The organism is Pseudoalteromonas aurantia, from assembly GCF_005886875.1.
GTDB classification, from domain to species: Bacteria; Pseudomonadota; Gammaproteobacteria; order Enterobacterales; family Alteromonadaceae; genus Pseudoalteromonas; species Pseudoalteromonas aurantia_A.
The window spans coordinates 1-22305 of sequence record NZ_PNBY01000107.1; the positions used below are offsets into that span (position 1 = coordinate 1).

Here is a 22305-nt window from a genome sequence, read left to right on the forward strand (position 1 = left end):
GGGTTCGCCGGACGCTTACGTTATTTTCATTACTCGACAGATTAATATATTTGGATGTACACACATTTGAGAGGGTCTACCAATGGCGACTACAGCAAGAGAGACAACTTAAGATGAGGCTTGGTGAGGGAATGAATGACCATGAAGTCGCTGAATTTATTCAATACTTTGAACGTTTGACTGAGTGGGGGCTTACGTCATTACCAAAGCAGAGTGATCTAACCATTTTCGTAAATGAAGCACATCGTTTTGTTATTGAGTAATACAGGATGTAGTGCGGATGCCTTCACATATTTTAATAAATTATGGGTAGTTCATAATGACTGGCTTAAAAATACCTTTTATAGGTTAAACAATATTAAAGCATATAGTGTTCACTTGCTCTTTATCAAGCAAGGTGATGATCCGGTGCTTGATTTGATCTTTATCAGCAATCGGGTAAAAGTCATACCCATTACCATTGCCATCAACAATAATTGATAAATAGTTATCTTTAATCGTCACAATAGATATACGAGCACATTTTATTTCGATTTGCCGCCCTTTTATAAATTGACTGTTTTGTATGATAAGGTGCTCTCCCTCTTTTTTGATAAAAAAGTCAATGGAGTTTGCCGTTTTAAATTTATTTAAAAGCGTATATCTATGATCTGTACAATATATATACAAAGCAAAAGGGGCAAAAAGTAACTGTATTTGCTCCAGTTCATATATTCTAATAGCAAAAAAACACGCCATTGAAAAGATGAAAATGAGTGAGAGATATAGCTTTTTTTGTTGTTAAATGTTGTCAAAATTATTTCCTGCATTGAGTTAGGGGGAAATAGTGTTTAGGTGAATTAATACTTTTTTTTACACTTCCAGTAAACTTATTTAAAACACTTGTTTATCCAGTATGGCTTTTACAAAAGATGATTTAGCTTTACCATAATCATCTTGCTGAGATAGCCCTTGCTCTAATACACGGCGTTTTTGTGTTTCATACTCAGCCCGTGCAGATGGGTTTGCCAACATATAAGCTTTAAAATGAGATTACTTATGATGTTCGATACTGTTTTTTTCAATAACATGCACGTGTACTTGGAAGGTTTCACCAAGATAAATTACCGCAATATCTTTGCGCGGGCTTGTGTCAGGAAACGGCTTATGACTGTGTTGTTTTAAAAAGTCGAAGTCGTCCGGATGTTTTATCGCCAGTTCTAGTGCACCAGGTTGATATAATAGTGAAATATCAATGATCCCTTTCCCTGCGACTTTGAATGAGCTTGAGCCGAAATGCAGAAACTCAAAGTCAGGGTGTTTAATCTCTGCCATAATGGCGTCTGCCACGTCGATAAAAATTGGGCACCATGGGTTAAAACTTGCCTAGAACAACTGGTACTGTGTAAACGTGATTTTTTCCATAACTGATCACTACTTATTAATATTTATGCTTTATATTAATGAGTTACGTATTGGGTTTCAAGTAGAGCTAAGAGGTGTCACTGCAACGATTACGCTGTGGCTGTGTGCTACATTGGTAATTTATGATGGTTAACAAGGCGCCTACTTGGACGCCTGTTTAACTGCGAGATTAACTGTCGATGTGATCTTCAACACCGACAATTAACCATGGTGACTCACCGGCTGTTTTTCTTTCTAAGTGCCATACTTCATGAATAGGCTCTTCTTGCATATCACCTAAATCACGGTATTTACCCTTAAACATAATGCTCACTTCCCATACATGTGGTTGGGTATCAGCACGAACCATTTCAGCGTCAATAAACATGACTTCAGTGGCAACTTCACCTTGTTGTTCACGTTCTTGCTTAAATTGCTCAACAAGCTCAGGGCTTAGGTATTCAGCCATTGTACTGTAGTCTTTGCTATTCCATGCACTTTGAAGTGTGTGATAGTGCTGACGAGCACCTTGTAAAAAGCCATTGATGTCAAAGTCACGAGGTAAATTAAATGGTACCTCTTGTTGTTGGCCAAATCCACCTGATGTCTGTTGCTGTGCTTGAAACTGTTGAGGTTGATTAAATGTTTGCTGCTGGTTAAATTGCGGCGCACCAGCCATTTGAGGCTGTTGACGCTTTGCCATGAAGCTTTTGATCAGTTTGAAAATAACAAATGCAGCGATGGCAAGCATAAGCATTTCCATAAACTGGAAGCCTTCAAAGTCATCTCCTAGCATTGACGCAATTAATCCGCCGGCCAATAAGCCACCTAGTACGCCCGCCATGATGCCTTTTTTGCTAGATTTTGGCTTAGCTGTTTTGTTGGCTGCCAAAGACTTTGTATCCACTTGCTTTTTCTGTGCAGTGGTGGTTTGGTGGGTTTTACCTGATTTCTTACTACCAAATTTTTTGCGCGCTTCAACATCAAAGCTTGTGGCAAATAATAGTGAGATTAGCGAAAACAATACTATAAAGTTTCTCATAACAATCCTATAAATCTTAAGTCGTTAGGATTTTAAAGAAACTCGTTCGGAAGATAAATATAAATCGATGAAATGACGCCGAAAAGAAAAGGCGCAAAGCGCCTTTTTGTAAACCTTTATAACCAGCGTAGTGCGCCGTTTATTTTAGTTTGATAATCTTCCACAGGAGTACCTAGGTTTGCAACAAGTATGGTGTCTGCTTTTTGTCCATTGGCGATAAAGCCGGTAAAACGTTCATCACTGAAATGGCCATTTTCCTGCTTATAATCGTTGTTTTGAGCAGGTACGATAAAAACAGTCATTGGGCCGTGTTCAGATTGAAATATTAAATGCAGGCTTTTCTGGCCTTTAAAATTACAAAATGTGGCATAGGTTACTTTTCCGGGCAAACTGTTAAATTGCGCCCCGAACATTGCGAGTTTTTCATTAACAACTTGCAATGCGACTTCTTGACGTCGCTCCAGGGCATTAACTTCATAATATACGTGTTCTAGTGCATGCTCACCCGCTTGTAATGGGGAATTGGTTGCACTCATCAAATAAATACCGACTGCGAGCACCATGCTTGCAGCTGTTGCAAATGGTTTATTGTATTTGCGATACCAGGCGATGTTTACCACATTACTTGCTTCATCATTATGCTGCTTTTCTAAGATACGATCTGCAAGCCCTACGGGCACATCGACCTGTAATGCACTTTTTAATTGTGAGTCAAAGTCTTGTAGTTCATTTACCAAGCTTTGCTGCTCAGGATTTTTAATTGCATGATCAATTACTTCCGTGTCATTGGGATCTGCAAAAAGTCGACGACGAAACTCTAATTCATCCATCAGTTTAATGCCCCTTTAATTGGTTCATGATTATCAGTGAGCGCCTCTTTTAGCTGATTACGGGCACGATACAAGCGTGTCATCACCGTATTTTTGTTCAACTCTAAAATGTCTGCTATTTCTTCTCCAGAACATCCCATTACAACTTGCAATAAGAGCGGCTCTCGATATTCAGGCGATAGTTTATTAATTTGCCTGTGTATGACGGTTTGTTCCATCTCATCGTCAAGAGTGACACTTTTGTTATCCTCTAAAGTGTTATTTTCTACATCGGCATAATCAAATTGTTTCCTCTCAAAACGTCGAGCATTCTCGCGTCTCAAAATTGTCAGTAACCAAGGCTTTGCGGCTTTGTCATCTTGCAATGATTCCAGAGAACGCCAAGCCCGTAAAAATGTTTCTTGCACTAAGTCTTCTGCGATGGTTGGATCATGACATAACCAATAAGCGAATCGATACAATTCGCTGTGATATACCTGAACCAAGGCTTCGTAACGCTTTTTTTTAATGGCCATGCTAAGTAAGACCTTGTTGTTGTCAATTTTATTGCAGCATTCTTTGATTATTTTTTCACTTAACTCAGTATAGCTGAGTTAAGTGTTTCTCATCTTTCATTGTTCTCTTTTTTATTGTTTGTTCGATTAAGAGATAAACTGCGTTTAAATCGACCGATTGTTCATCACTACTATAAAGAGACGCTTGTAATTTTGCAATTTCAGCACTGAGTTCTGAAGTGCCTAATTGAGTGAGCCATGCGTCTAAGTGCAAGGTGGGCTCTTGGCGTTTCAGGTATTGGCGCAACGCGTTATAAAATTGACGGTTGTCACCAAGCTTTGCGGCTTGTTGTAAATCTTTAAGTGTGGCTTCGGAGGTTAGGTTTTTTGGCGCAGCAGTAACGCTGTCAGGTTTTCTTTTGTGCATAAACCAGATAATAACCGTGGCGAACCACAGCACATACCCTGATGTTAATATTAACCAGTCATACCATGCTTTTTGCGTTACCTCGACGGTGGCAGGTGCCGGTGAAATGGTATTGGGCGTTTGTGCAATTGCAGGGGGAGTGAGAGTTGCAGGCACATTTGGTGTCGCGATTTGATTAATATCGGCAATCACCGTGATGGTTCTGGCAGGGAGTGTGGCATATTCAACGCGTTTAATCACAGTGTTAAACCAGGGGACGCTTATTTCCGGCAAAGTATAGGTGCCTGGGGTTTGTGGCACGAGTGCAAACGAGGAGATGAGCTGCGATATGACACGACCATCTCTGGCAAGCTGTTTTCTATCGCTCTCATCAGGGTAACTACGAATACCTGAAATCGCTTTCATGGTGATGTCGGGCAATTGTTCTTTAGTGACCCCAACGGCGGTGAGTGTCATAGTTCGAGTTATAGGCGTACCGACTGTTACTTCATTGTCACTTGGTTGCCATTCTTCGCTTAAGTCTACCAATTCGCTTGGCAGCCAATCACCAGAGTAGTCATTTGGGACGGATTTTACTTCAACAGTTGACGGTTCAGCGATTGCTGATACTGCCATTCTTCGATAGTTTTCACGTACTTGTCCGTTAAATGCTGGTGCTTCGATGGTAAAGTTGCCACTTTTTTGAGGTTGAATCAAATACTCTCTGGTGATCACCATATAACGGCGGCCATCTACGACCTCATATTCTTCACTTTGTTTACCGATTTGTGTTATCTGCCCTTCGCTCATGGCTGGGGAGGTGAGCTGGCCATCAAGTAAATCCTTGCCGATGTAGAGTTTTACCTTGTACAAACCGGCTTGCTGAACATACAAACTATCTGGTGTTAAAGCGGTTTCAATAAAAATGTCTTTTTGGTCAGTGTCATCTTTGCCTCGCGCAACCACAGTCAATGTAATGGGTTCTGAGGAGTTTCCATTGACGGTAAAACTTGGGATGGTAAATGTGCCTGCACTACGCGCTAACACTTGCATTTGCCAAGTTGTTTGGCTGGTCATACTGCCATTAATAATACTGGTGCGAGAGCCAACACTCATGGGGCCGACGACAAACTGTTGCGCTAATCCACTGGTGTCGGGCTGAGCACCAGATACTTTACCATTGGCCTCTATTGTTAAGGTTAGATACTCTCCAACTAGCACGGGGTTTTTATCAACACTTGCGGTAAGGGTATCAAATGCCCATACGCTAAAACTATGAGTTAACAGGAATAAGGGGATCAGTAAGCGTATTACCATGATTTTTCAACTCCTTGACGGCGGCGTTGTTGTTGTGCTCGCTGTTGTGCTTCTAATTGCATTTTGTTTCTTAATAAAATAGCTGGGTCATCGGGTACTTTTCTAAGCAATTGACTGAGCTGTTGTGCTTTTTCTTTTTCTTCAGGGGTTAAAGGCTGAGCGGTTACTTCCCCCATACCTTCAGGGCTCTGCTCAGGCTCTTGTCTATTCTGTTGTGCTTGTTGTTGAGCCTGCATTTCTTGTTCTGTCAGCTTATCTTCTTCACCTTTTTGTTCGTCACCTTGCTGTGCTTGGGCTGAGTTTTCCTCTTGGGGCTCGTCTTGAGGTTCTTTAGTATCACTTTGCATATCGGGTGAATTATTCTGTCCTTCTTTGCTTGGATCGCTACTATCTGATTTACCTTGCTCCGACTCCGACTGTTGTTGATCGTCACCCTGTTGTTTATCAGACTGCTGTTGGTCAGATTTATTACTGTCTTGTTGCTCGTTGTCTTGTTGCTCGCTGTTTTGCTGATCTTGATTTTGTTGCTGATCCTGCGATTGATCCTGCTCTTGCTGTTGTTTGAGCAAGTCTTCTACAAGCTTCTGATTATCAAACGCCTGCTGAAATTCAGGGTCTTGTTTAAGGGCTGAGTCATATGCTTCTAACGCAGCTTCCAATTGACCTGACTTTGCCAACGCATTAGCGTAGTTATATTGACCAATTGCGCTGGTTGTATTCTTTAATACACTTGCAGCTTCTTCAAATTGACCTTGTTTATAAAGGGCTGCGCCTTTTAGCGCCAAGTTATCAGCAGATCCAGCGGCTGAAAATTGTTCCTGCTGGTACGCTGATAATGCGTTTTGGTCATTATTTTTAAACCAAGCTTGCCAATCCGCGGCATATACTTGTTCATTAGGTATTAGCATTAATGCCAGCAAAGATAATGTGAGGCCTGTTTTTCTAATAAGCAGCAGTGCGAGGGGCAACAAGATCAGCAGTCCATAGTGGCCCGCATCTATTCTCCATAACATGTCACTCTGACGCGTTTCATTTAATTGGTTACTATCAACCTGTGGTTTAAATATCGATAAGTCATGAGCCGCAGTAGAATAAGCGGCAAATTGCCCATTTTGACTGCGCGCTAAGCTTGATAGACGAGACACATTTAGCTTAGGTACAACAATTTGCCCTGAATTGTCTTTTAAAAAACCACCTTCAGGCAATGCAATAGGAGCACCTTGCTCGGTACCCACCGCATAGATATGGAGTGTGTAAGTGTGGTGTTTTAATTCAGAGCGAATATCATCTACATCGTCTTGGTCAAGGCCATCAGTAATGAGTACGATTTCACCATTTTGATATCCAGCCTGTTTAAGCAATGAGATTGATTGATCAAGCCCTGCAAGTACATTTGAGCCCTTACTCGGCATTATTTCTGGGCTTAAACTCGGTATTAAGTTACGCAATGTTTGCGCATCACTGGTCAGTGGAGATACGGTAAATGCGTCCCCAGCGTAAGCGACCAATGCGGTATCGCCTTCCTTAAAGAGGTCAATCATATCGAGAGTTTTAAAGCGAGCTTGGGTTAAGCGGTTAGGGGCAATGTCTGTAGAGTACATTGAATAAGACATATCCATCAGCACAACTCGAGCTTGTTTCGTTTGAAATACAGGCACTTGTTGTTTTTCGAAGCTAGGGCCGGCGGCGCATATAATGGCGATGAGCATAAACACAGCGATAAGCAAAGGGCTGTGTGATTTACTTTTTTGCGGTCCCTCACTGAGCATAATATTCGCTAAGTGTGGCGCAATTAATGGGCTGCGTTTATGTTTTGCATTTTTTATAAATTGCAGCGACGTTAATATAAACCAGGGTACTAATAACCACAGTAATTCGGGTCTAATAAACATAAACTCCATATTAGGCCTCCTGTTTTAAGCCGCGTAGGGCTTTGATTAAGATGGTAAGCATTATAAGCGCGAGTGCGCTAAGCAATGGCCAGAAAAACAAAGCAAGTTGCGGTCGAAAGGTTTGAGCTTCATCACTGATTGGCTCTAATTCGTCAAGTTCTTGATAGATCTTTTGCAAGCCACTGACATCTTTTGCTCTAAAGTAACTACCGCCGGTTTCAGAGGCGATGTGTTTTAAAGTTGCTTCATCAATACTGCTACCCGCAGATCCCCCCATGCCAAATAAACTAAAACCACCTCGGCCATCTGAGCCGACTCCGACGGTGTAGACTTTTATGCCTTCTTCTCTGGCGAGAATGAGTGCTTCTTCAGGCTTGAGGTTACCCGCTGTATTTTGTCCATCGGTCAGTAAGATCAGAATTCGGTTGCTGTCTTGTTTTTGACTAAATCGTTTTACTGAGAGTCCCAGTGCGTCACCAATGGCGGTGGCACGGCCAACAAGACCAATTTGCGCTTCACTTAGCATTTGGCTGACGGTGTTTAAATCGCGTGTTAACGGTGTTTGTAAAAAAGCGGTATCGCCAAATAATATTAAACCTAAGCGATCGCCTTGGCGTTGTTCAATAAACTCACCTAATACCGCTTTAACAACCGACAATCTATCTACATAACGACCTTGATATTCCATATCCTGCTCGTTCATTGAACCAGATAAATCGACAGCCAGCATAATATCACGGCCCTCATTTGGTAAAGCGACGGGCTCATCAAGCCATTGTGGATTTGCAGCTGCAATAACAAGAAAGACCCAAACTAAGCCTTCAAGCCAAGATACGCCTCGTGAGTGTGACGTTATGTTGGGTGCCAAAGAAGATAAACTTGCAAAACTCGGCATGCGTAAACGCTGTGGCGTACTATGTTGTGCTGGCTTAAATTTGGCGATTAGCCAAGGCAGCGGTAGCAACACAAAAAGCCATGGCCAGCTAAACTCAAACATCGATTTTCTCCTTGAGCTTAAATTTATTGATGGCAAGCGTCAGTTTATTGGCTAACTGGCTATCAGGCTTTGGTGCGTAAAGGCTATTGAGTTCTTGCTCGTTAAATGACAGTCCTGATAACCGACTTAAAGTGTGTGCCCATTGCGTTTGCGATTGCGTGGTTGCAGCGACACCATAGTAATGCTTAGTGAGTCGTTTTAATATGATATGCAGTGCTTGAGCATTATCTGGATGTTGCTGACTGTGCTCGATGGCTTGTTTTTTTGCTTTTTTATGGCAGTGTGCCTTATACACGCATCTGCCTATCAGTAATAGTAATAAGAGCGTAATTATAAGAAGAGCCCACACCATTGGCGAGAGAGGCCACCAAGAGACTTCACTCGGGGGCAGTACATCATGTAAGGCGTCAAGTGGTGATACTTGCATTTAAATTAATACCTCGAAATTTGCGATTCAAGCGCGGTGGCTGCACTAAACCCTTGCATTGTCATGCCTGCGCGTTTTAAGCGCTCTAAACGCACTGAAAAAGCATATTGAGCCTGTTGGGCAAACTTGTCACGAAACCCTCTATCCATTAAAGGTAAGGTCCAGCTTTGTTCACCTGCACAAACCGTCAAGGCTTCTTGATGCGCCGGCAATTGTAGCTCAAATGGGTCGGTGATATGGCAACCAATTAATTCACAGTGGCGAGCAAGCCGCTCAAGCTGCTTAAAACTGGCATCATCTAGGTTGCTAAAATCAGAGATCAAATAAATTAAACTGCCAGGTTTTGCTAAATGACCAAGTCGTTTTAAGTTCTCTTCAAAGCGATTTGTTTCGTTTAATTCTCGATTCGACAACGCTTGTTTATGTATATCTACTAATTGATGACACAGGGCTAGTACGCCTTTATCTCGCGCAGTTGGTTTGAGTTCATGATGCCCGTATTCACTAAATACAATGCCACCAAGTCGATCGCCGCGTTGGCTTGCTGACCACGCAACCAATGCACTTAAATGCGCTGCTTGTACTGACTTGAGTAAGAGTTGAGAGCCAAACAACATGCTATTTGATAAGTCGGTAAAGACAAAAACAGGTCGTTCTTTTTCTTCTTGGTAAAGTTTCGTATGTACTTCACCAGTACGGGCGGTCACACGCCAGTCAATAGCACGAATATCGTCGCCATATTGGTATTGGCGTACTTCAGCGAACTCCATGCCACGACCTTTATGGGGGGCTAAGTATTGGCCTGCTTGTGCACTTTTGACTTTATGTTTTGGGCGTAGAGACAATAAATTGGCTTTGGGCTTGTAATACAATAGCTCTTTCAAGCCTAACTCAGCGCCATTACTATGGCACTGAGTTAAAAACGCCTGTGGAGATAATTCAGATTGGCTCATGGTTACGGTACTGGAACGAGTTCTAAAATACGGCTGATCACTTGGTCTTTGGTGATGCCATCGGCCTGTGCTTCATAACTTAAAATGATACGATGGCGCAGCACATTATAGAGCACCCCTTGAATATCTTCTGGTGTGACAAACTCACGATTATGCAGCCATGCATTAGCACGTGCGCATTTATCAAGTGCAATTGTTGCCCTAGGGCTTGCACCAAATTCAATCCATGCACCTAATTGGGCATCAAGCTTACTGGCTTCACGTGTGGCAATGATCAATTGTACCAAGTATTGTTCAAGGGGCTCGGCCAAATGCATTGATAGCACACTTTTTCTTGCCTCAAATAAGGTTGCTTGGCTGATTGGTGTAAAAGCCGCAGCTTGCTCAGTCAGCGCTTCGCCTCGTGTTAAGCGTAAAATAGCCAGCTCATTTCCAGCACCCGGGTAATCAATATTCAAATGCAATAAAAAACGATCCAGCTGTGCTTCTGGTAGCGGGTATGTCCCTTCTTGCTCTAACGGGTTTTGGGTCGCCATTACCATAAATAGATCAGACAGAGGGTAGGTGTTTTTACCGACGGTGATTTGTCGTTCAGCCATTGCCTCTAATAATGCAGATTGTACTTTGGCTGGGGCTCGGTTAATTTCATCCGCTAAAACGAGGTTATGAAATAAAGGACCTTTTTCAAAAACAAACTCATTAGTTTGTTGACGATAAATGTCTGTGCCAGTGACGTCAGCAGGCAATAGATCTGGGGTAAATTGTACACGTTGGAAACTGCCTTCAATCCCTTTGGCTAGTGCATTTACAGCTCGAGTTTTTGCTAAACCAGGTGGTCCCTCAACAAGGAGATGACCGTCCGCTAGTACGGCAATTAACAAGGCTTGAGTCAACTCAGGTTGACCAATAATTTGCGTATCTAGATAGTTTTTTAATTCAGAAAATTCATTTACTGCCATTGCTTTGTCCTTGTACTGACAAATTTTTTCTTAAGTTATAAGGATTTCACCTTAAGAACTCAAGTCTTTCAAATTAATTTATGGATAATTTTGCGTTTAATTAGACTCTGTTTTTCTAATTAGTTCCCTTGTTTTTTCAATAACTTTTGCAGCTGTGTGAAAAACAAACTAGGGTAGGGGGGGGTTGCTTCTTTTATCATCTATATTGAATTTTTTATTGGCATTATGAAAGGGGTTGTTTAGAATCAGGATAAATAAAACAGGTCAGACCTGTCAGCGGGAGAGCAAAATCAATGTCTGAACAAAATATTCTAAAAACAACAAAGGGCGATAGAATCGCGATTGTAAGTGGGTTACGTACACCATTTGCTAAGCAAGCAACTGCTTTTCACCATGTACCCGCATTAGATCTGGGTAAGTTGGTCGTTAATGAAATGCTTGAACGACTAAATTTTGATAAAACAGAAATAGATCAACTGGTTTTCGGCCAAGTGGTCCAAATGCCAGAAGCGCCAAATATAGCACGAGAGATAGTTTTAGGAACCGGTATGCCAACATCGGTTGACGCTTATTCTGTATCGCGCGCTTGTGCAACTAGCTTTCAGGCTATAGCTAATGTTGCTGAATCTATTATTGCTGGTTCGGCGACCGTAGGCATTGCGGGTGGTGCGGATTCTTCTTCGGTATTACCTATTGGTGTTAGTAAAAAATTAGCGGGTAGTTTAGTTGATTTGACCAAAGCGCGGACATTAGGTCAGCGTTTAAAGATCTTTTCGAAATTACGATTGAAAGATTTGATGCCAGTCCCGCCAGCGGTTGCTGAATATTCTACCGGCCTTTCTATGGGGCAAACCGCAGAACAAATGGCCAAGACACATAGTATTAGTCGCGCAGATCAAGATGCGATGGCCCATCGTTCACACTCATTAGCGGCAAAAGCGTGGGCAGATGGCTTATTGGCTGAGGAGGTTATGACGGCACATGTTCCCCCTTATAAATCATTTATAGAGCAAGACAATAACATTCGCGGAAATTCAACACTTGACGGTTATGCCAAGCTGAAGCCGGTATTTGATCGAGCACATGGTTCAGTGACTGCAGCTAACGCAACTCCGTTGACGGACGGTGCCGCAGCTGTGCTGATGATGAGTGAGAGCAAAGCCAAAGCACTGGGCTACGACATATTGGGTTATGTGCGCAGTTTTGCGTTTTCAGCCATAGGTGTGGAGCAAGATATGTTAATGGGCCCTGCCCATTCAACGCCAATAGCCCTAGATAGAGCAGGAATAACGTTACAAGATTTAGATCTTATTGAAATGCATGAAGCGTTTGCGGCGCAAGCATTGGCTAATATGAAAATGTTTGGTTCTGATAAGTTTGCCAAAGAACAATTAGGTCGCTCAAAAGCGTTAGGTGAAATTGATATGGATAAATTTAACGTAAATGGTGGTTCATTGGCATATGGGCATCCGTTTGCTGCAACCGGCGCCCGTTTAATTACGCAAAGCCTACATGAATTAAAACGCCGTGGCGGCGGGTTAGCATTGACCACCGCATGTGCTGCGGGTGGATTAGGTGCGGCCTTTGTATTGGAGAGTGCATAATGTCAGTATTTAGTTATGAATTAAACGATAGACGCGTTGCTATTGTTACGATTGATGTACCTGGCGAAAAGATGAATACGCTGCGCGATAGCTTCGCCGACGACTTACTCGCTATCTTAAAACAAGGTAAAGACGACAATATCACTGGTATGGTATTTATCAGTGGCAAGTCTGACAACTTTATAGCGGGCGCAGATATTAAAATGCTGGATAACGCGCAAAATCGTGAAGATGCGCTAGCACTGTCTGAAATGTGCCAGCAGGCCTTTTTCACTATGAAAAAGCAACCTTATCCGACGGTTGCCGCGATTCATGGTGCAGCCTTGGGTGGCGGGTTAGAGTTTGCTTTAGCCTGTGATTATCGAGTCTGTACTGACAGTGATATAACTAAACTTGGTTTACCTGAAGTTCAGCTTGGTTTATTACCTGGAGGCGGCGGCACTCAGCGTTTACCTAAGCTTGTTGGTATTCAAAAAGCATTGGAATGGATGCTAACGGGCAAACAAGTTCGCGCAAAGCAAGCAAAGAAAGCAGGCTTAGTGAATGACAGTGTACCACACAGTATTTTACTTGATGTGGCAGCCAAGTTTGCTACGAAAGGAAAGGCAAAAGCAGCGCAACCAAAACTTGATAAAATTAGTAGCCTTTTAGAGTCAAACCCGTTCGGTCGTAATATTATCTTCAAGAAAGCTCAGGATAATGTTATGAAGAAGACAGGAGGGCATTACCCTGCGCCGTTGAATATAATTAAGGCGGTACGTGCATCGGTTGAGTTAGGCGAGTTAAAAGCCTACAAAACCGAGGCTGAAGGGTTTGCCGATTTAGTTATGACTGACGTGTCTAAGTCGTTACGCGGTATTTTCTTTGCTACGACAGAAATGAAAAAAGAGTACAAAACGGATGATGCACAACCTGTTAAGCGTACTGCGGTATTAGGGGGTGGCTTAATGGGAGCGGGTATTGCGCATGTAAGTGCAGTAAAAGCCGGTGCTTTAGTGCGTATAAAAGACGTTGCTCAGCAAGGGGTGAGTAACGCAATGAATTACAGTTATAAAATTCTTTCAAAGCGTCAAAAGCGCCGTATTATGTCAAAGGCTGAATTGCAGCTGACGATGAATAAAATCACTGGTGGAACTGATTATACTGCTTTTAAGCACGTGGATATGGTCATTGAAGCGGTGTTTGAAGATTTGCAATTGAAGCAAAGTATGGTGGCTGATATTGAGCGTGAAAGCCGCGAAGATACAATTTTTGCGAGCAATACGTCATCTTTACCTATTTCACAAATTGCGGCACAAGCACAACGTCCCGAAAATGTGATTGGTCTACATTATTTTTCTCCAGTTGAAAAAATGCCGCTGGTAGAGATCATCCCTCATGCTGGAACGTCTGAAAAAACCATTGCACGCACAGTCAACTTTGCGCGTAAGCAGGGCAAAACCCCAATCGTGGTAAAGGACAAGGCGGGCTTTTATGTCAATCGTATTTTGGCGCCGTATGTCAATGAAGCCGCTAATTTACTCCTTGCGGGTGAACCGATAGATAAAATTGATCAGGCATTGATTGAATTTGGATTCCCTGTTGGACCTTTGGCTTTGTTAGATGAAGTAGGTATTGATATTGGGTCTAAAATCGCACCAATTTTAGAAAAAGAGCTGGGTGAGCGGTTTAAAGCACCAAATGCATTTGAACGCTTAATTGACTCTAAACGTCTTGGCAGAAAGACCGGTCGTGGATTTTATACCTATGAGAAAAAAGGTAAAAAAGTTGATGAGTCAGTCTATGAGTTATTGGGTATAACTCAGAGCCCGCGACTAAATAAGCAAGAAATTGCCAGCCGCTGTGTGGCACAGATGCTAAATGAAGCCGCGCGGTGTTTAGATGAAGGCATTATTGCCAGCGCGAGAGATGGTGATATTGGTGCAATATTTGGTATTGGTTTTCCACCATTCTTAGGCGGGCCGTTTAGCTATATGGATAAGCGTGGGATCAATAAAGTATGCTCTGAGCTTTCTACATATGCATCAGATAATGCGGCATTTACCCCCGCTGAAAGCTTAATGGAATTGGCTGAATCGGGTGGTCGTTTTTATGCAAGTAACAAGGCTGAAGTTACATTGGTAGAGATGTCCAGTGAAGACACAAACACAACTAAAGCAGTTCAATGTGAAGAGATAACAGAACAAAACAGCGAAGGCAAACCCGCATAAAGAGGGGGTTTACGGTATTTTGTAAAAAAGCTATGCATTGCATAGCTTTTTTTTTGCAAAATTCGCTTTTTTTAGGCTGCATAATTGTGCAATTAAAGTAAAAAAGGCACACACTGTGTCTTTAGTGATAGCACATTACTAAGTGCTTTATCTTTCATTATTTCTCTCGACTACTTATCGCATTGTTCTGCTCCTAGAAAGTCAGATATGTGTCCTTTTACTATTTATCACCGACGAGCTGGTTGTTCATTAAGTGGACAGTTTGTTATTGAAATACATGGCTTTTTAAAAGGCGGCTAAGCAGAACCTCGGTTAGCAAAGTAGGGGGAGAAAAAGGTTTTTATCCACGTGTCCGTCGCTTTAAAATTTTGATGATGCGAAATCTGGTATTGCGTTCGTGATTTGAAGTTTTAGTGCTGACAGTTTATAAACTTAGAGAGCTTAATTATGCAAAAAGGGAGTGTAAAGTCGTGTTTTTTACCGGGCATCAGTCCGCGACGAAGGGGGCTTGTTTTTTACATTAGCGGCAAAAAACCTTACAATAGCGCGATTGTCTTACCCCCTTTAACTTGGAACTATTACGACTTTGACACATCAGATCCACGATCTAATTCGTATATTCGACGAGAGCTTTTATCAAGCGTATAACTGCAAGCTTATAAAAGGTCAGCATGAGCCTGTTTATATCCCAGCAAGTATTGAAACACCATTTCATCAAATTGTGTTTGCCCATGGCTTTTATGCAAGTGCGTTGCATGAAATTGCACATTGGTTAGTGGCAGGAGAACATCGTAGATTGTTAGAAGACTATGGCTATTGGTATTGCCCTGATGGCCGTAACAAAGAGCAGCAATTAGAGTTTGAAAATGCAGAAGTGAAACCGCAGGCGATAGAGTGGGCACTGAGTATTGCTGCTGGGTTTGCTTTTAATGTCTCGATAGATAATTTAAATGGCGCGCAAACATGCCGTTTTAGTTTCCAAACACGTGTACATAAGCAAGTGTTACGCTTAGTTGAAGAAGGTTTTAGCGAACGAACAGATAGGTTACTAAAGGCGTTAAGCGACTTTTATGGTACACCTTGGCCACTAACGGCTGAACAGTTTGAATGGCAATGCCCAGAGGAATTCTTAGATGCAGTTTAAACTTGGTTTAATTATTAATCCAGTAGCAGGTTTAGGTGGCAGTGTGGCCCTCAAGGGCAGTGATGGTGATGATACAGCTGAGCAAGCACTGGCATTGGGTGCTGTACCAAAGGCCAATTTGCGTACTCGACAAGCATTAGAACTGTTAGTGCCTTATGCCGAAGAGCTCAAAATTTACACTGTCAATGGTGATATGGGTGAACATTGTGCAAAAGAACTTGGCTTTGAAACACAGCTTGTGTTTACTACAGGGATTAAGACTAGCCCACAAGATACTGAAGCGGCTGCAAAAGCAATTTTAGCGCAAGGTGTCGATATGATTTTGTTTGCAGGGGGAGATGGAACGGCCAGAAACATTTGTGCTGTGGTTGCTGATAATGTTCCTGTTTTGGGTGTGCCTGCTGGGTGTAAGATACATTCGGGGGTTTATGCTATTACACCTAAGGCGGCTGGTAGAGTCGTTGAAATGTTAGTTAAGGGCGAGCTTGTCACACTGGCTGGTGCGAATGTTATGGATATTGATGAGGCTGCTTTTCGACAAGGGACTGTTAAAGCAAAGCGTTATGGTGAAATGCAGGTGCCCTCAGAACTTCGTTACGTCCAAAGCGTAAAAAACGGTGGTAAAGAAACTGATGAATTAGTGCTTGCTGATCTAGCTGCCTATGTGATCAGTGAAATGGACGAAGATGAGCTGTATATTATGGGCTCAGGGTCTACTGTTGCAGCAATAATGGAAGAGTTAGGCTTAGATAATACCTTGTTAGGTGTTGATCTGATAAAAGATCATGTTTTGATAGGCCAAGATATGACGGCAGCGCAGCTTTATGATAGTACCGGTACTTGCCCAACTAAATTAGTGATCACGCTTATCGGGGGCCAAGGGCACATTTTTGGACGAGGTAATCAACAATTGAGCCCAGCTTTAATACGTAAGGTGGGACGTGAGAATATTATAATTGTTGCAACAAAAACTAAATTACAAGCGCTGAATGGACGTCCACTCATTGCAGATACGGGTGATCAATCGCTAGATAATGAATTAAGTGGTTATATTCGTGTGATCACAGGGTACAATGACTATGTGATGTATGCCGTAGGCCACCCAGATTTAAATTAGGAGAGATAATGTCATTTCAAGACTATGTAACAGCCGCCCAGAAATTTTTTGATGATCTCGTTGATAAAGCGAATGATGATGAACTATTCGCAGGTGGTTATTTACGTGGCCACTTTGACCTCGCTGTAGGATATGCCCAAGTTGAAGGCGAAGATTTAAGCCCGCACGAGCTTAACGAGAACGTAGAAAAAAGCTTAGTGAAAGCGTATCGCAACGGTGAGTTAACAGACGAAGATAAAACCCATGTAGTATCTATTTGGGAACAAATTAAAGCGCTTAGCTAAACAGTATCAGTATAAAATTGATTTAAGTCGTGTTATGCACGGCTTTTTTATCTACAATGTAAAGACATGAAAGGTGTTAATAGTCATTTTAATAAGGATATAGAATGCGAAAATCTGCATATGGAACAGTTGCGGCATTGATATTATGCTCTGCTAATGTATTTGCTAGTCAGAATACTCAACAAGAATTCAATCAAGTCTACCAAGCTTATCAACACGCAGTGGAAAGTAAAAACGACACTGATAAGTATGAACTTGCTAGGAAGGCCTATTTGCTTGGGCAAAAGGTATACGGTAAGGGTCAACAAAATACACTTAATTTGGCGTCTAACTATGCCGAGTCGATGCCGGATGATAGGAAAAAAGAGCAAGTTGCTTTATATCGAGAAATTGTAATTGCGACTGAGAAACTATATAACACTCACAGCCCACAGTTGATCGACCCGTTGTTATCACTGGCAAAGTCTTTGGTTGAAAGTGGAAAACGCAGTGCTTGGCATACGCACATTGAGCATGCACTAAAGATCGCAAAATACAGCGAAGACATAGTCTTAGAATCTAAAGTCAACTTTGAAGCTGCAAAGATATTGTTCACAAATCTAGAGTATTATCGAAAAGCGAAACAATACCTTAAACGCACAGACGAAATAAATATAACTCATTTGCCGGTAGATTCGCTGTACCGTCTTGAGGTGGACATGTGGGTTGCTGCGTATGAAGCTGGGCGAAAAAGGCATAATGCAGCAATAGAGCGCCTAACTAATGTTGTGGATGTTTTTGATAACAACCTTGATTTTGAGCATCCTTACGAATTGTTTGCACATTCTAGATTGGTTGTTGCCTATGAGCGAAAAGGGGACCGAGAAGCAGCAACAAAACATTGCATAGCTATTGCTCAAATGCGGCCTTGGAATGATAATATGGAGCAAACCCCGCTTTATCGGCAAGAACCAAAATACCCTACAGGGGCTGCTAAGGTGGGTCGTGAAGGGTCCGTACAGCTTGAATTCACAGTTACGCCCAGTGGGTTTGTTGAAGACATTATGATTTTAAACCCTGATCAGGGAAAAGCGTTTCAAAATGCGTCAATTAAAGCGCTCAAGCAATGGCGTTATGCACCTAAATTTGTTGATGGAGTCGCAGTACCTGCCACGTCGAGTGTACAACTCGACTTTCGTCTTCGTCGCTAATCGAATTAAAGCAGTTTAAAGAACGCGATAGCACAGTACTATCACGTTCTTTGCATAGGTCAAAAACGCCAGTAAATAAAGAGCAGTGCAAAACCAAATAAATAGACTAACCCTACCCAAGTTAACAGCTTGAGTGCCCCGACGGGCGGCTTCTCAATATTAATCATCAATCGATAGTTAAACCAAGCAAATAAGGGGGTGGTTACAAAGGCTAATGTCATGGCAAAGGTGAGCATGTCTTTTAAGTTTGCTTTAAAGAAGAGCACCACACCCATGCCAAAACAGGCTTGTAATAGAATAAAAATGGCTAAGCTATTTTTAGGTGTATTGTTACGAGATAGGCAAAGTGCTTCATTTAGAGTGCGTGCATATCCATCGAGCACAGTCAGTGTTGTGCCAAACATACATAAAAAGGCGATAGTAGAAACCAAGCTGCGTGCCCACTCTCCGATTGTCAGTGTGTACATATCGATTAATTGTTTACTGAATGCAACCCCTGCGAGCTCTATTTTTGTGGCACTACCAAACTGCACAAGCACACCGAGCGCGAAGAACACCAACGCTAATAAAGCCGTCAGCCCGTAACCCAGATTAAAATCAAATAGGCCTTGATGATAATTCAGTGTGGCATTTTTACATTTGGCTTTGATCCACAGAGAATTGATGGCTGATATTTCAATAGGTGCTGGCATCCACCCCATTAAAACCACTAAAAAACCAAGCATCGCCAATTGATAAGGGTAAGGCATGACTTCCGGTGTTGGGTGAGCATTTCCTTGGGACAGTGCGATAATGAGAGCTGACACCGTTGCGACAGTTAAACAGCCCATAATCCACTTACTGGCCTTATCGAGTACTTTGTAATGTCCAAACAGTAAAATAGCTAAGCAGATAGATAAAATCGCAAAGCATAATGCGGTGACGCTCACTTGGACTGGCAGGGCGTAATGCAATAGACTCGCTGTTAAGAGCAATACGCCAGCGGTGTTGACGATTGCAGCCACAACATTGAGTACAATAAATATCGCAAATATTGCCTTACCTTGACGTTTATACCCTTCTATGACGCTATTTTTAGTGTGTAGTGTGTATTCAACACCAAAACGAAAAAATGGATATTTGAGCAAGTTTACGGCGATGATCAACCACACTAGTTGCCAGCCAAACAGTGCCCCAGCTTGTGTTGCGGCAACCAAATGAGACCCCCCGATCGCGGCGGTTGCCATGAGTATTCCAGGTCCAATTGAACTCAATTTTTGTTGCATGTTTGTCAGCACTAAACCATCCTTTTACCAAAACCACATTAAAATCATGCTCGCTATTATTGCGTCAATAACCTTTGAAAGGCTATTAAAACAGTGGGTTTTATCAGTTATGTTATTGTCGAGAACGATAGAAGCAGTTTACCTTGTGTAATTTTTGATATAAACAAAATTTTTACAATTACGGCGATGGGGGCGGTAAGCTTAGAGGTTAGTTCATTGGGGCCTAAGCAGAGACCCTGTGCATTTGCGTTTGATAGTAATGGTCTGTGATACCACTAAGGTGTACGCATTCATCAAGGCGTGATTGAATTTCGTTACTTTGAATGCCAGCGTTAAGTGCATGGCCATAAATTTTCACTGCATTTTTATATTCAGCAGATGTATATAAACGTCGGCCTATTTTTTCATAGGCCTGTGCTCTTGCTTTATTTGTTGCGTAGATTTTCTCAAACACAATTTTGTGCATCAAGCCAGCTAAAACATGTTGGCAGTTTTTTAGTTGGCGGTTTATTAATTGATGTGCCGTATAAATACACTCAAAGGCATCTTGATGTTCCCCTAAATGATGATATAAAAATGCCAAAAAGATGACTTGAATTGGGTCATCACTGCTTTTTTCGGCTAGCTGTATGAGCTTTTCTTTGGCTGGGCCATGATTCCCCTCTAATATCATCAGTGAAATCATTAATGTGCTAAATTCATCTGGGTTATCCATTTGCATAGTTTTTTGCACGTTAATTAAGCTTTGCTTTGCATTGAGAGTATGTTCTTTTGACGGCTCAAACAGTGCAGATAAGAAAAGCACTTTTGTTTTCAGGTAGTTAGTAAAGTTTTGATACGCGATGTTTTCGTTACGTATACTGTGAATTCTATTAAATAAATTGTCGAGCGCCTCAACTTCTTGATTTGCATGCAGTGTTATTATCCCTAAACGAAACATCATTGGAGACATTTTCTCTAATTCAAAAGCCAATACTTGCTCGGTGGCGATATGTCGCTTATTGGTTTGCCACGACAAGTAGATCTGCCAATAGAAAACACGCACAGGGTACACCTTCTGAATCAGAGGTGTTGCTAAAAATTGCTTACATTTGTCGAGTTCTTTCAGTTCATAATTGATGTGGAATAAGCTCCAACAAGCCCAATGTATGTGTCTGTCGGCTAGGGGAATAAGCAGTTTTTTGGCTATATTATATTGGCCAAGTTGTTGTAATAGGTTAACTAACAATTGGTTACGTGCTTTTTTCAAATAGTTTGGATAGTTACGCTTTCTGAGATCTTTTAAATGTAAAAGTGCCCGTTTGTAATGTTTTTGACTAATAAACTGGTAAGCAGTTTTAAACTCAGAAATTTGGAGTACATGTTGCTTTAATTGCTCTGATATTTGGGCGGTATTAAAGGGCCGCGTGATCATTTGTGTACTATGAAATGGATACTCACAAGTATAGTCAAATGAGGTCTCTTTAAATGTTAGGTATATCAATCGAGTCGTGGGTAAAAGTTTATCAGCAAAAATGAGGTCACTGATCATGTCATAGTGATTATGTAATTGCTCAATATTATGATCTAAAAATAAGACATCGAATTGTTGTGTTTCAATTTCATTCAGGAACTGCTGCGTATGAGAAAAAGCAATTATATTGAAGGCGCCCAAGCTTTGTAAGGTTGTCGTTAATAGCTCAATATTTGTTTTGCTTTTATCAATAATGGCAATATTTAAATTGTGAAGTTGCAATTTAATACTCTCTTCGTAAATAAAAGAATGAATGAAGGTGTGTGCTTAGTAAATGTTGCAATGTATCTTTTTTTAATTTAAATCATAAGTTTGAATTATTGATTTGTATTTCTTACTTTTGAGTCAAACAATTATTCTAAGATAAGTACCGCTTGAAAAGTCGCAAATCAGAATGCCCTGTTTTACATGCTATTAACAATTAAAATTCAAGGTGCTATTTGCCTCTGTTTACATTATTTTAAAGATGTAGACGGTTATTCGGAGGATAAATTTAGAGAGGAAACCAAAGTTAATTATTTAGTATTGGTTTTGAGTGGGGGAAATATCTTCCAGCTATTCGATAAAATATTTTTGGGCGTCGTCTTTGATATCTTGATAGTCATCTCCCTCTAAATCCAAGACTTATAATACTGCGGTTTTAACATCGGGCCAATCGGGATCAGACACAAAGCGTTTATTGGTATACATCAATTTTTCAGCCATCTTTAATGTCGCCATGCATAGTTTTTTATCACTGTGGGTGGTTTTCACTGAAATAGTCGATGTCGTGATGATGTAATATTCACTGTCAAATTGCTTTGGGTAAGTTCCAATTACAGCGTGGTTAGTTTGATAGTATGTTGCTTCATGGGCAACCCAGCTTACGGTTGATTCGCGGTGGTTAACACATCTAAATATTTTCCATACTTCATAGCCATTGCCGGTATCTCTGCGTCGTGAAATAAGCCTAGTATATGAAGGTTTTCTTCAGGTACTTTGGATTTTATCTCCTTCCCGAACAGTGTGGCAACGTCTGTTATTTCAGTTGCAGTATCCCAAAACCTTGCTAGCACATGTTTTTGATCAAACGCTTGTTTGATTAAAAACCCTGTTACTAAAGTAGTTAACCTCAGGTTTGGATAAGGGTTTTGGAATAAACAATGTTTTTAAAACACACTTACGCACAATCTAATGATGATATTATGCTCAAAATCAAGGCGCTTTTATGCAGTAATAGCGGGCTATTAAAAAAGAAAGCAACGACGAGAGTGAGAAAATAGCTTTATTGGACAAATT

Annotated in this window: 21 protein-coding genes and 1 pseudogene; 7 read left to right on the forward strand and 15 right to left on the reverse strand. The window is 41.5% G+C overall.

The features are described 5' to 3' along the window. Window positions 1–263 (forward strand): annotated as a pseudogene (locus tag CWC18_RS18040) (kinase); the annotation flags it as partial. An 85-nt stretch (window positions 264–348) separates the two neighbouring features. Here CWC18_RS18040 and CWC18_RS21100 read toward each other — a convergent pair. From CWC18_RS21100 to CWC18_RS18090, 12 genes are all read right to left on the reverse strand, one after another. After that, the gene (locus CWC18_RS21100; RefSeq protein ID WP_171041153.1) at window positions 349–504 is read right to left on the reverse strand and encodes a hypothetical protein; all 156 of its coding nucleotides are present in this window, start codon (window positions 502–504) and stop codon (window positions 349–351) included. A gap of 369 nt (window positions 505–873) precedes the next feature. After that, entirely contained in the window at window positions 874–1014 is a 141-nt protein-coding gene (locus CWC18_RS21605) for a GrpB family protein (RefSeq protein WP_249348120.1), read from the reverse strand. A gap of 18 nt (window positions 1015–1032) precedes the next feature. Further along, entirely contained in the window at window positions 1033–1314 is a 282-nt protein-coding gene (locus tag CWC18_RS21610; RefSeq protein ID WP_249930153.1) for a hypothetical protein, read from the reverse strand. 259 nt (window positions 1315–1573) lie between these two features. Further along, window positions 1574–2425, reverse strand: a complete 852-nt coding sequence (locus CWC18_RS18050) for a Tim44 domain-containing protein (RefSeq protein ID WP_138591735.1) — start codon at window positions 2423–2425, stop codon at window positions 1574–1576. Between the two features lie 116 nt (window positions 2426–2541). Continuing rightward, window positions 2542–3255, reverse strand: coding sequence for a DUF3379 family protein (locus CWC18_RS18055; protein ID WP_138591734.1), 714 nt, complete (start codon window positions 3253–3255; stop codon window positions 2542–2544). Further along, window positions 3255–3818 carry a sigma-70 family RNA polymerase sigma factor gene (locus CWC18_RS18060; RefSeq protein ID WP_283235294.1) on the reverse strand — a complete coding sequence of 188 codons (564 nt, stop codon included), beginning with the start codon at window positions 3816–3818 and terminating at the stop codon, window positions 3255–3257. Before CWC18_RS18060 ends, CWC18_RS18055 begins: the two co-directional genes overlap by 1 nt. Window positions 3819–3834: 16 nt before the next feature. Beyond that, entirely contained in the window at window positions 3835–5472 is a 1638-nt protein-coding gene (locus tag CWC18_RS18065) for a BatD family protein (RefSeq protein WP_138675832.1), read from the reverse strand. Then, on the reverse strand, window positions 5466–7373 hold the full coding sequence (locus CWC18_RS18070; protein ID WP_138675833.1) for a vWA domain-containing protein: 1908 nt from the start codon (window positions 7371–7373) through the stop codon (window positions 5466–5468). Before CWC18_RS18070 ends, CWC18_RS18065 begins: the two co-directional genes overlap by 7 nt. Window position 7374: 1 nt before the next feature. Next, window positions 7375–8361 (reverse strand): vWA domain-containing protein, encoded by a 987-nt coding sequence (locus CWC18_RS18075; RefSeq protein WP_138591730.1) that lies wholly within the window; start codon window positions 8359–8361, stop codon window positions 7375–7377. After that, entirely contained in the window at window positions 8354–8788 is a 435-nt protein-coding gene (locus CWC18_RS18080) for a DUF4381 family protein (RefSeq protein ID WP_138675834.1), read from the reverse strand. The genes CWC18_RS18075 and CWC18_RS18080 overlap by 8 nt, the downstream gene beginning before the upstream one ends. A gap of 5 nt (window positions 8789–8793) precedes the next feature. Further along, window positions 8794–9741 (reverse strand): DUF58 domain-containing protein, encoded by a 948-nt coding sequence (locus CWC18_RS18085; protein ID WP_171041154.1) that lies wholly within the window; start codon window positions 9739–9741, stop codon window positions 8794–8796. Window positions 9742–9743: 2 nt separating this feature from the next. Then, window positions 9744–10700, reverse strand: a complete 957-nt coding sequence (locus tag CWC18_RS18090) for an AAA family ATPase (RefSeq protein WP_138591728.1) — start codon at window positions 10698–10700, stop codon at window positions 9744–9746. Between the two features lie 293 nt (window positions 10701–10993). Here CWC18_RS18090 and fadI point away from each other — a divergent pair, with 293 nt between their 5' ends. From fadI to CWC18_RS18120, 6 genes are all read left to right on the forward strand, one after another. After that, window positions 10994–12304 carry an acetyl-CoA C-acyltransferase FadI gene (fadI, locus tag CWC18_RS18095; RefSeq protein ID WP_138591727.1) on the forward strand — a complete coding sequence of 437 codons (1311 nt, stop codon included), beginning with the start codon at window positions 10994–10996 and terminating at the stop codon, window positions 12302–12304. Beyond that, window positions 12304–14514: a fatty acid oxidation complex subunit alpha FadJ gene (fadJ, locus tag CWC18_RS18100; RefSeq protein ID WP_138675835.1), complete on the forward strand. Its 2211-nt coding sequence runs from the start codon at window positions 12304–12306 to the stop codon at window positions 14512–14514. Before fadI ends, fadJ begins: the two co-directional genes overlap by 1 nt. Before the next feature lie 586 nt (window positions 14515–15100). Continuing rightward, entirely contained in the window at window positions 15101–15658 is a 558-nt protein-coding gene (locus CWC18_RS18105) for an elongation factor P hydroxylase (RefSeq protein ID WP_138675836.1), read from the forward strand. Then, window positions 15648–16775, forward strand: a complete 1128-nt coding sequence (locus CWC18_RS18110; RefSeq protein ID WP_138675837.1) for an ATP-NAD kinase family protein — start codon at window positions 15648–15650, stop codon at window positions 16773–16775. The genes CWC18_RS18105 and CWC18_RS18110 overlap by 11 nt, the downstream gene beginning before the upstream one ends. Before the next feature lie 8 nt (window positions 16776–16783). After that, entirely contained in the window at window positions 16784–17059 is a 276-nt protein-coding gene (locus CWC18_RS18115; RefSeq protein ID WP_138591723.1) for a YfcL family protein, read from the forward strand. A gap of 104 nt (window positions 17060–17163) precedes the next feature. Further along, window positions 17164–18249: an energy transducer TonB gene (locus CWC18_RS18120; protein ID WP_138591722.1), complete on the forward strand. Its 1086-nt coding sequence runs from the start codon at window positions 17164–17166 to the stop codon at window positions 18247–18249. A gap of 59 nt (window positions 18250–18308) precedes the next feature. Here the strand turns inward: CWC18_RS18120 and CWC18_RS18125 are convergent, their stop codons facing one another. From CWC18_RS18125 to CWC18_RS21615, 3 genes are all read right to left on the reverse strand, one after another. Next, complete coding sequence (locus tag CWC18_RS18125; RefSeq protein ID WP_249930355.1) at window positions 18309–19475, reverse strand: NRAMP family divalent metal transporter; 1167 nt, start codon at window positions 19473–19475, stop codon at window positions 18309–18311. A 262-nt stretch (window positions 19476–19737) separates the two neighbouring features. Continuing rightward, the gene (locus tag CWC18_RS18130) at window positions 19738–21249 is read right to left on the reverse strand and encodes a response regulator (RefSeq protein ID WP_171041155.1); all 1512 of its coding nucleotides are present in this window, start codon (window positions 21247–21249) and stop codon (window positions 19738–19740) included. A gap of 641 nt (window positions 21250–21890) precedes the next feature. Next, the gene (locus tag CWC18_RS21615) at window positions 21891–22082 is read right to left on the reverse strand and encodes an HDOD domain-containing protein (RefSeq protein ID WP_249930154.1); all 192 of its coding nucleotides are present in this window, start codon (window positions 22080–22082) and stop codon (window positions 21891–21893) included. Window positions 22083–22305: the final 223 nt, after the last annotated feature.

What these genes read in the sequence shown, in the direction of transcription:
- CWC18_RS18120 (WP_138591722.1), top strand. Translation starts at nt 17,164, where the DNA reads ATGCGAAAATCTGCATATGGAACAGTTGCGGCATTGATATTATGCTCT.
- fadI (WP_138591727.1), top strand. Translation starts at nt 10,994, where the DNA reads ATGTCTGAACAAAATATTCTAAAAACAACAAAGGGCGATAGAATCGCG.
- CWC18_RS21610 (WP_249930153.1), bottom strand. Translation starts at nt 1,314, where the DNA reads ATGGCAGAGATTAAACACCCTGACTTTGAGTTTCTGCATTTCGGCTCA.
- CWC18_RS18070 (WP_138675833.1), bottom strand. Translation starts at nt 7,373, where the DNA reads ATGGAGTTTATGTTTATTAGACCCGAATTACTGTGGTTATTAGTACCC.
- CWC18_RS18085 (WP_171041154.1), bottom strand. Translation starts at nt 9,741, where the DNA reads ATGAGCCAATCTGAATTATCTCCACAGGCGTTTTTAACTCAGTGCCAT.
- CWC18_RS18125 (WP_249930355.1), bottom strand. Translation starts at nt 19,475, where the DNA reads ATGGCAACCGCCGCGATCGGGGGGTCTCATTTGGTTGCCGCAACACAA.
- CWC18_RS21605 (WP_249348120.1), bottom strand. Translation starts at nt 1,014, where the DNA reads ATGTTGGCAAACCCATCTGCACGGGCTGAGTATGAAACACAAAAACGC.
- CWC18_RS18080 (WP_138675834.1), bottom strand. Translation starts at nt 8,788, where the DNA reads ATGCAAGTATCACCACTTGACGCCTTACATGATGTACTGCCCCCGAGT.
- CWC18_RS18065 (WP_138675832.1), bottom strand. Translation starts at nt 5,472, where the DNA reads ATGGTAATACGCTTACTGATCCCCTTATTCCTGTTAACTCATAGTTTT.
- CWC18_RS18110 (WP_138675837.1), top strand. Translation starts at nt 15,648, where the DNA reads ATGCAGTTTAAACTTGGTTTAATTATTAATCCAGTAGCAGGTTTAGGT.
- CWC18_RS18115 (WP_138591723.1), top strand. Translation starts at nt 16,784, where the DNA reads ATGTCATTTCAAGACTATGTAACAGCCGCCCAGAAATTTTTTGATGAT.
- CWC18_RS18090 (WP_138591728.1), bottom strand. Translation starts at nt 10,700, where the DNA reads ATGGCAGTAAATGAATTTTCTGAATTAAAAAACTATCTAGATACGCAA.
- CWC18_RS18055 (WP_138591734.1), bottom strand. Translation starts at nt 3,255, where the DNA reads ATGGATGAATTAGAGTTTCGTCGTCGACTTTTTGCAGATCCCAATGAC.
- CWC18_RS18075 (WP_138591730.1), bottom strand. Translation starts at nt 8,361, where the DNA reads ATGTTTGAGTTTAGCTGGCCATGGCTTTTTGTGTTGCTACCGCTGCCT.
- CWC18_RS18050 (WP_138591735.1), bottom strand. Translation starts at nt 2,425, where the DNA reads ATGAGAAACTTTATAGTATTGTTTTCGCTAATCTCACTATTATTTGCC.
- fadJ (WP_138675835.1), top strand. Translation starts at nt 12,304, where the DNA reads ATGTCAGTATTTAGTTATGAATTAAACGATAGACGCGTTGCTATTGTT.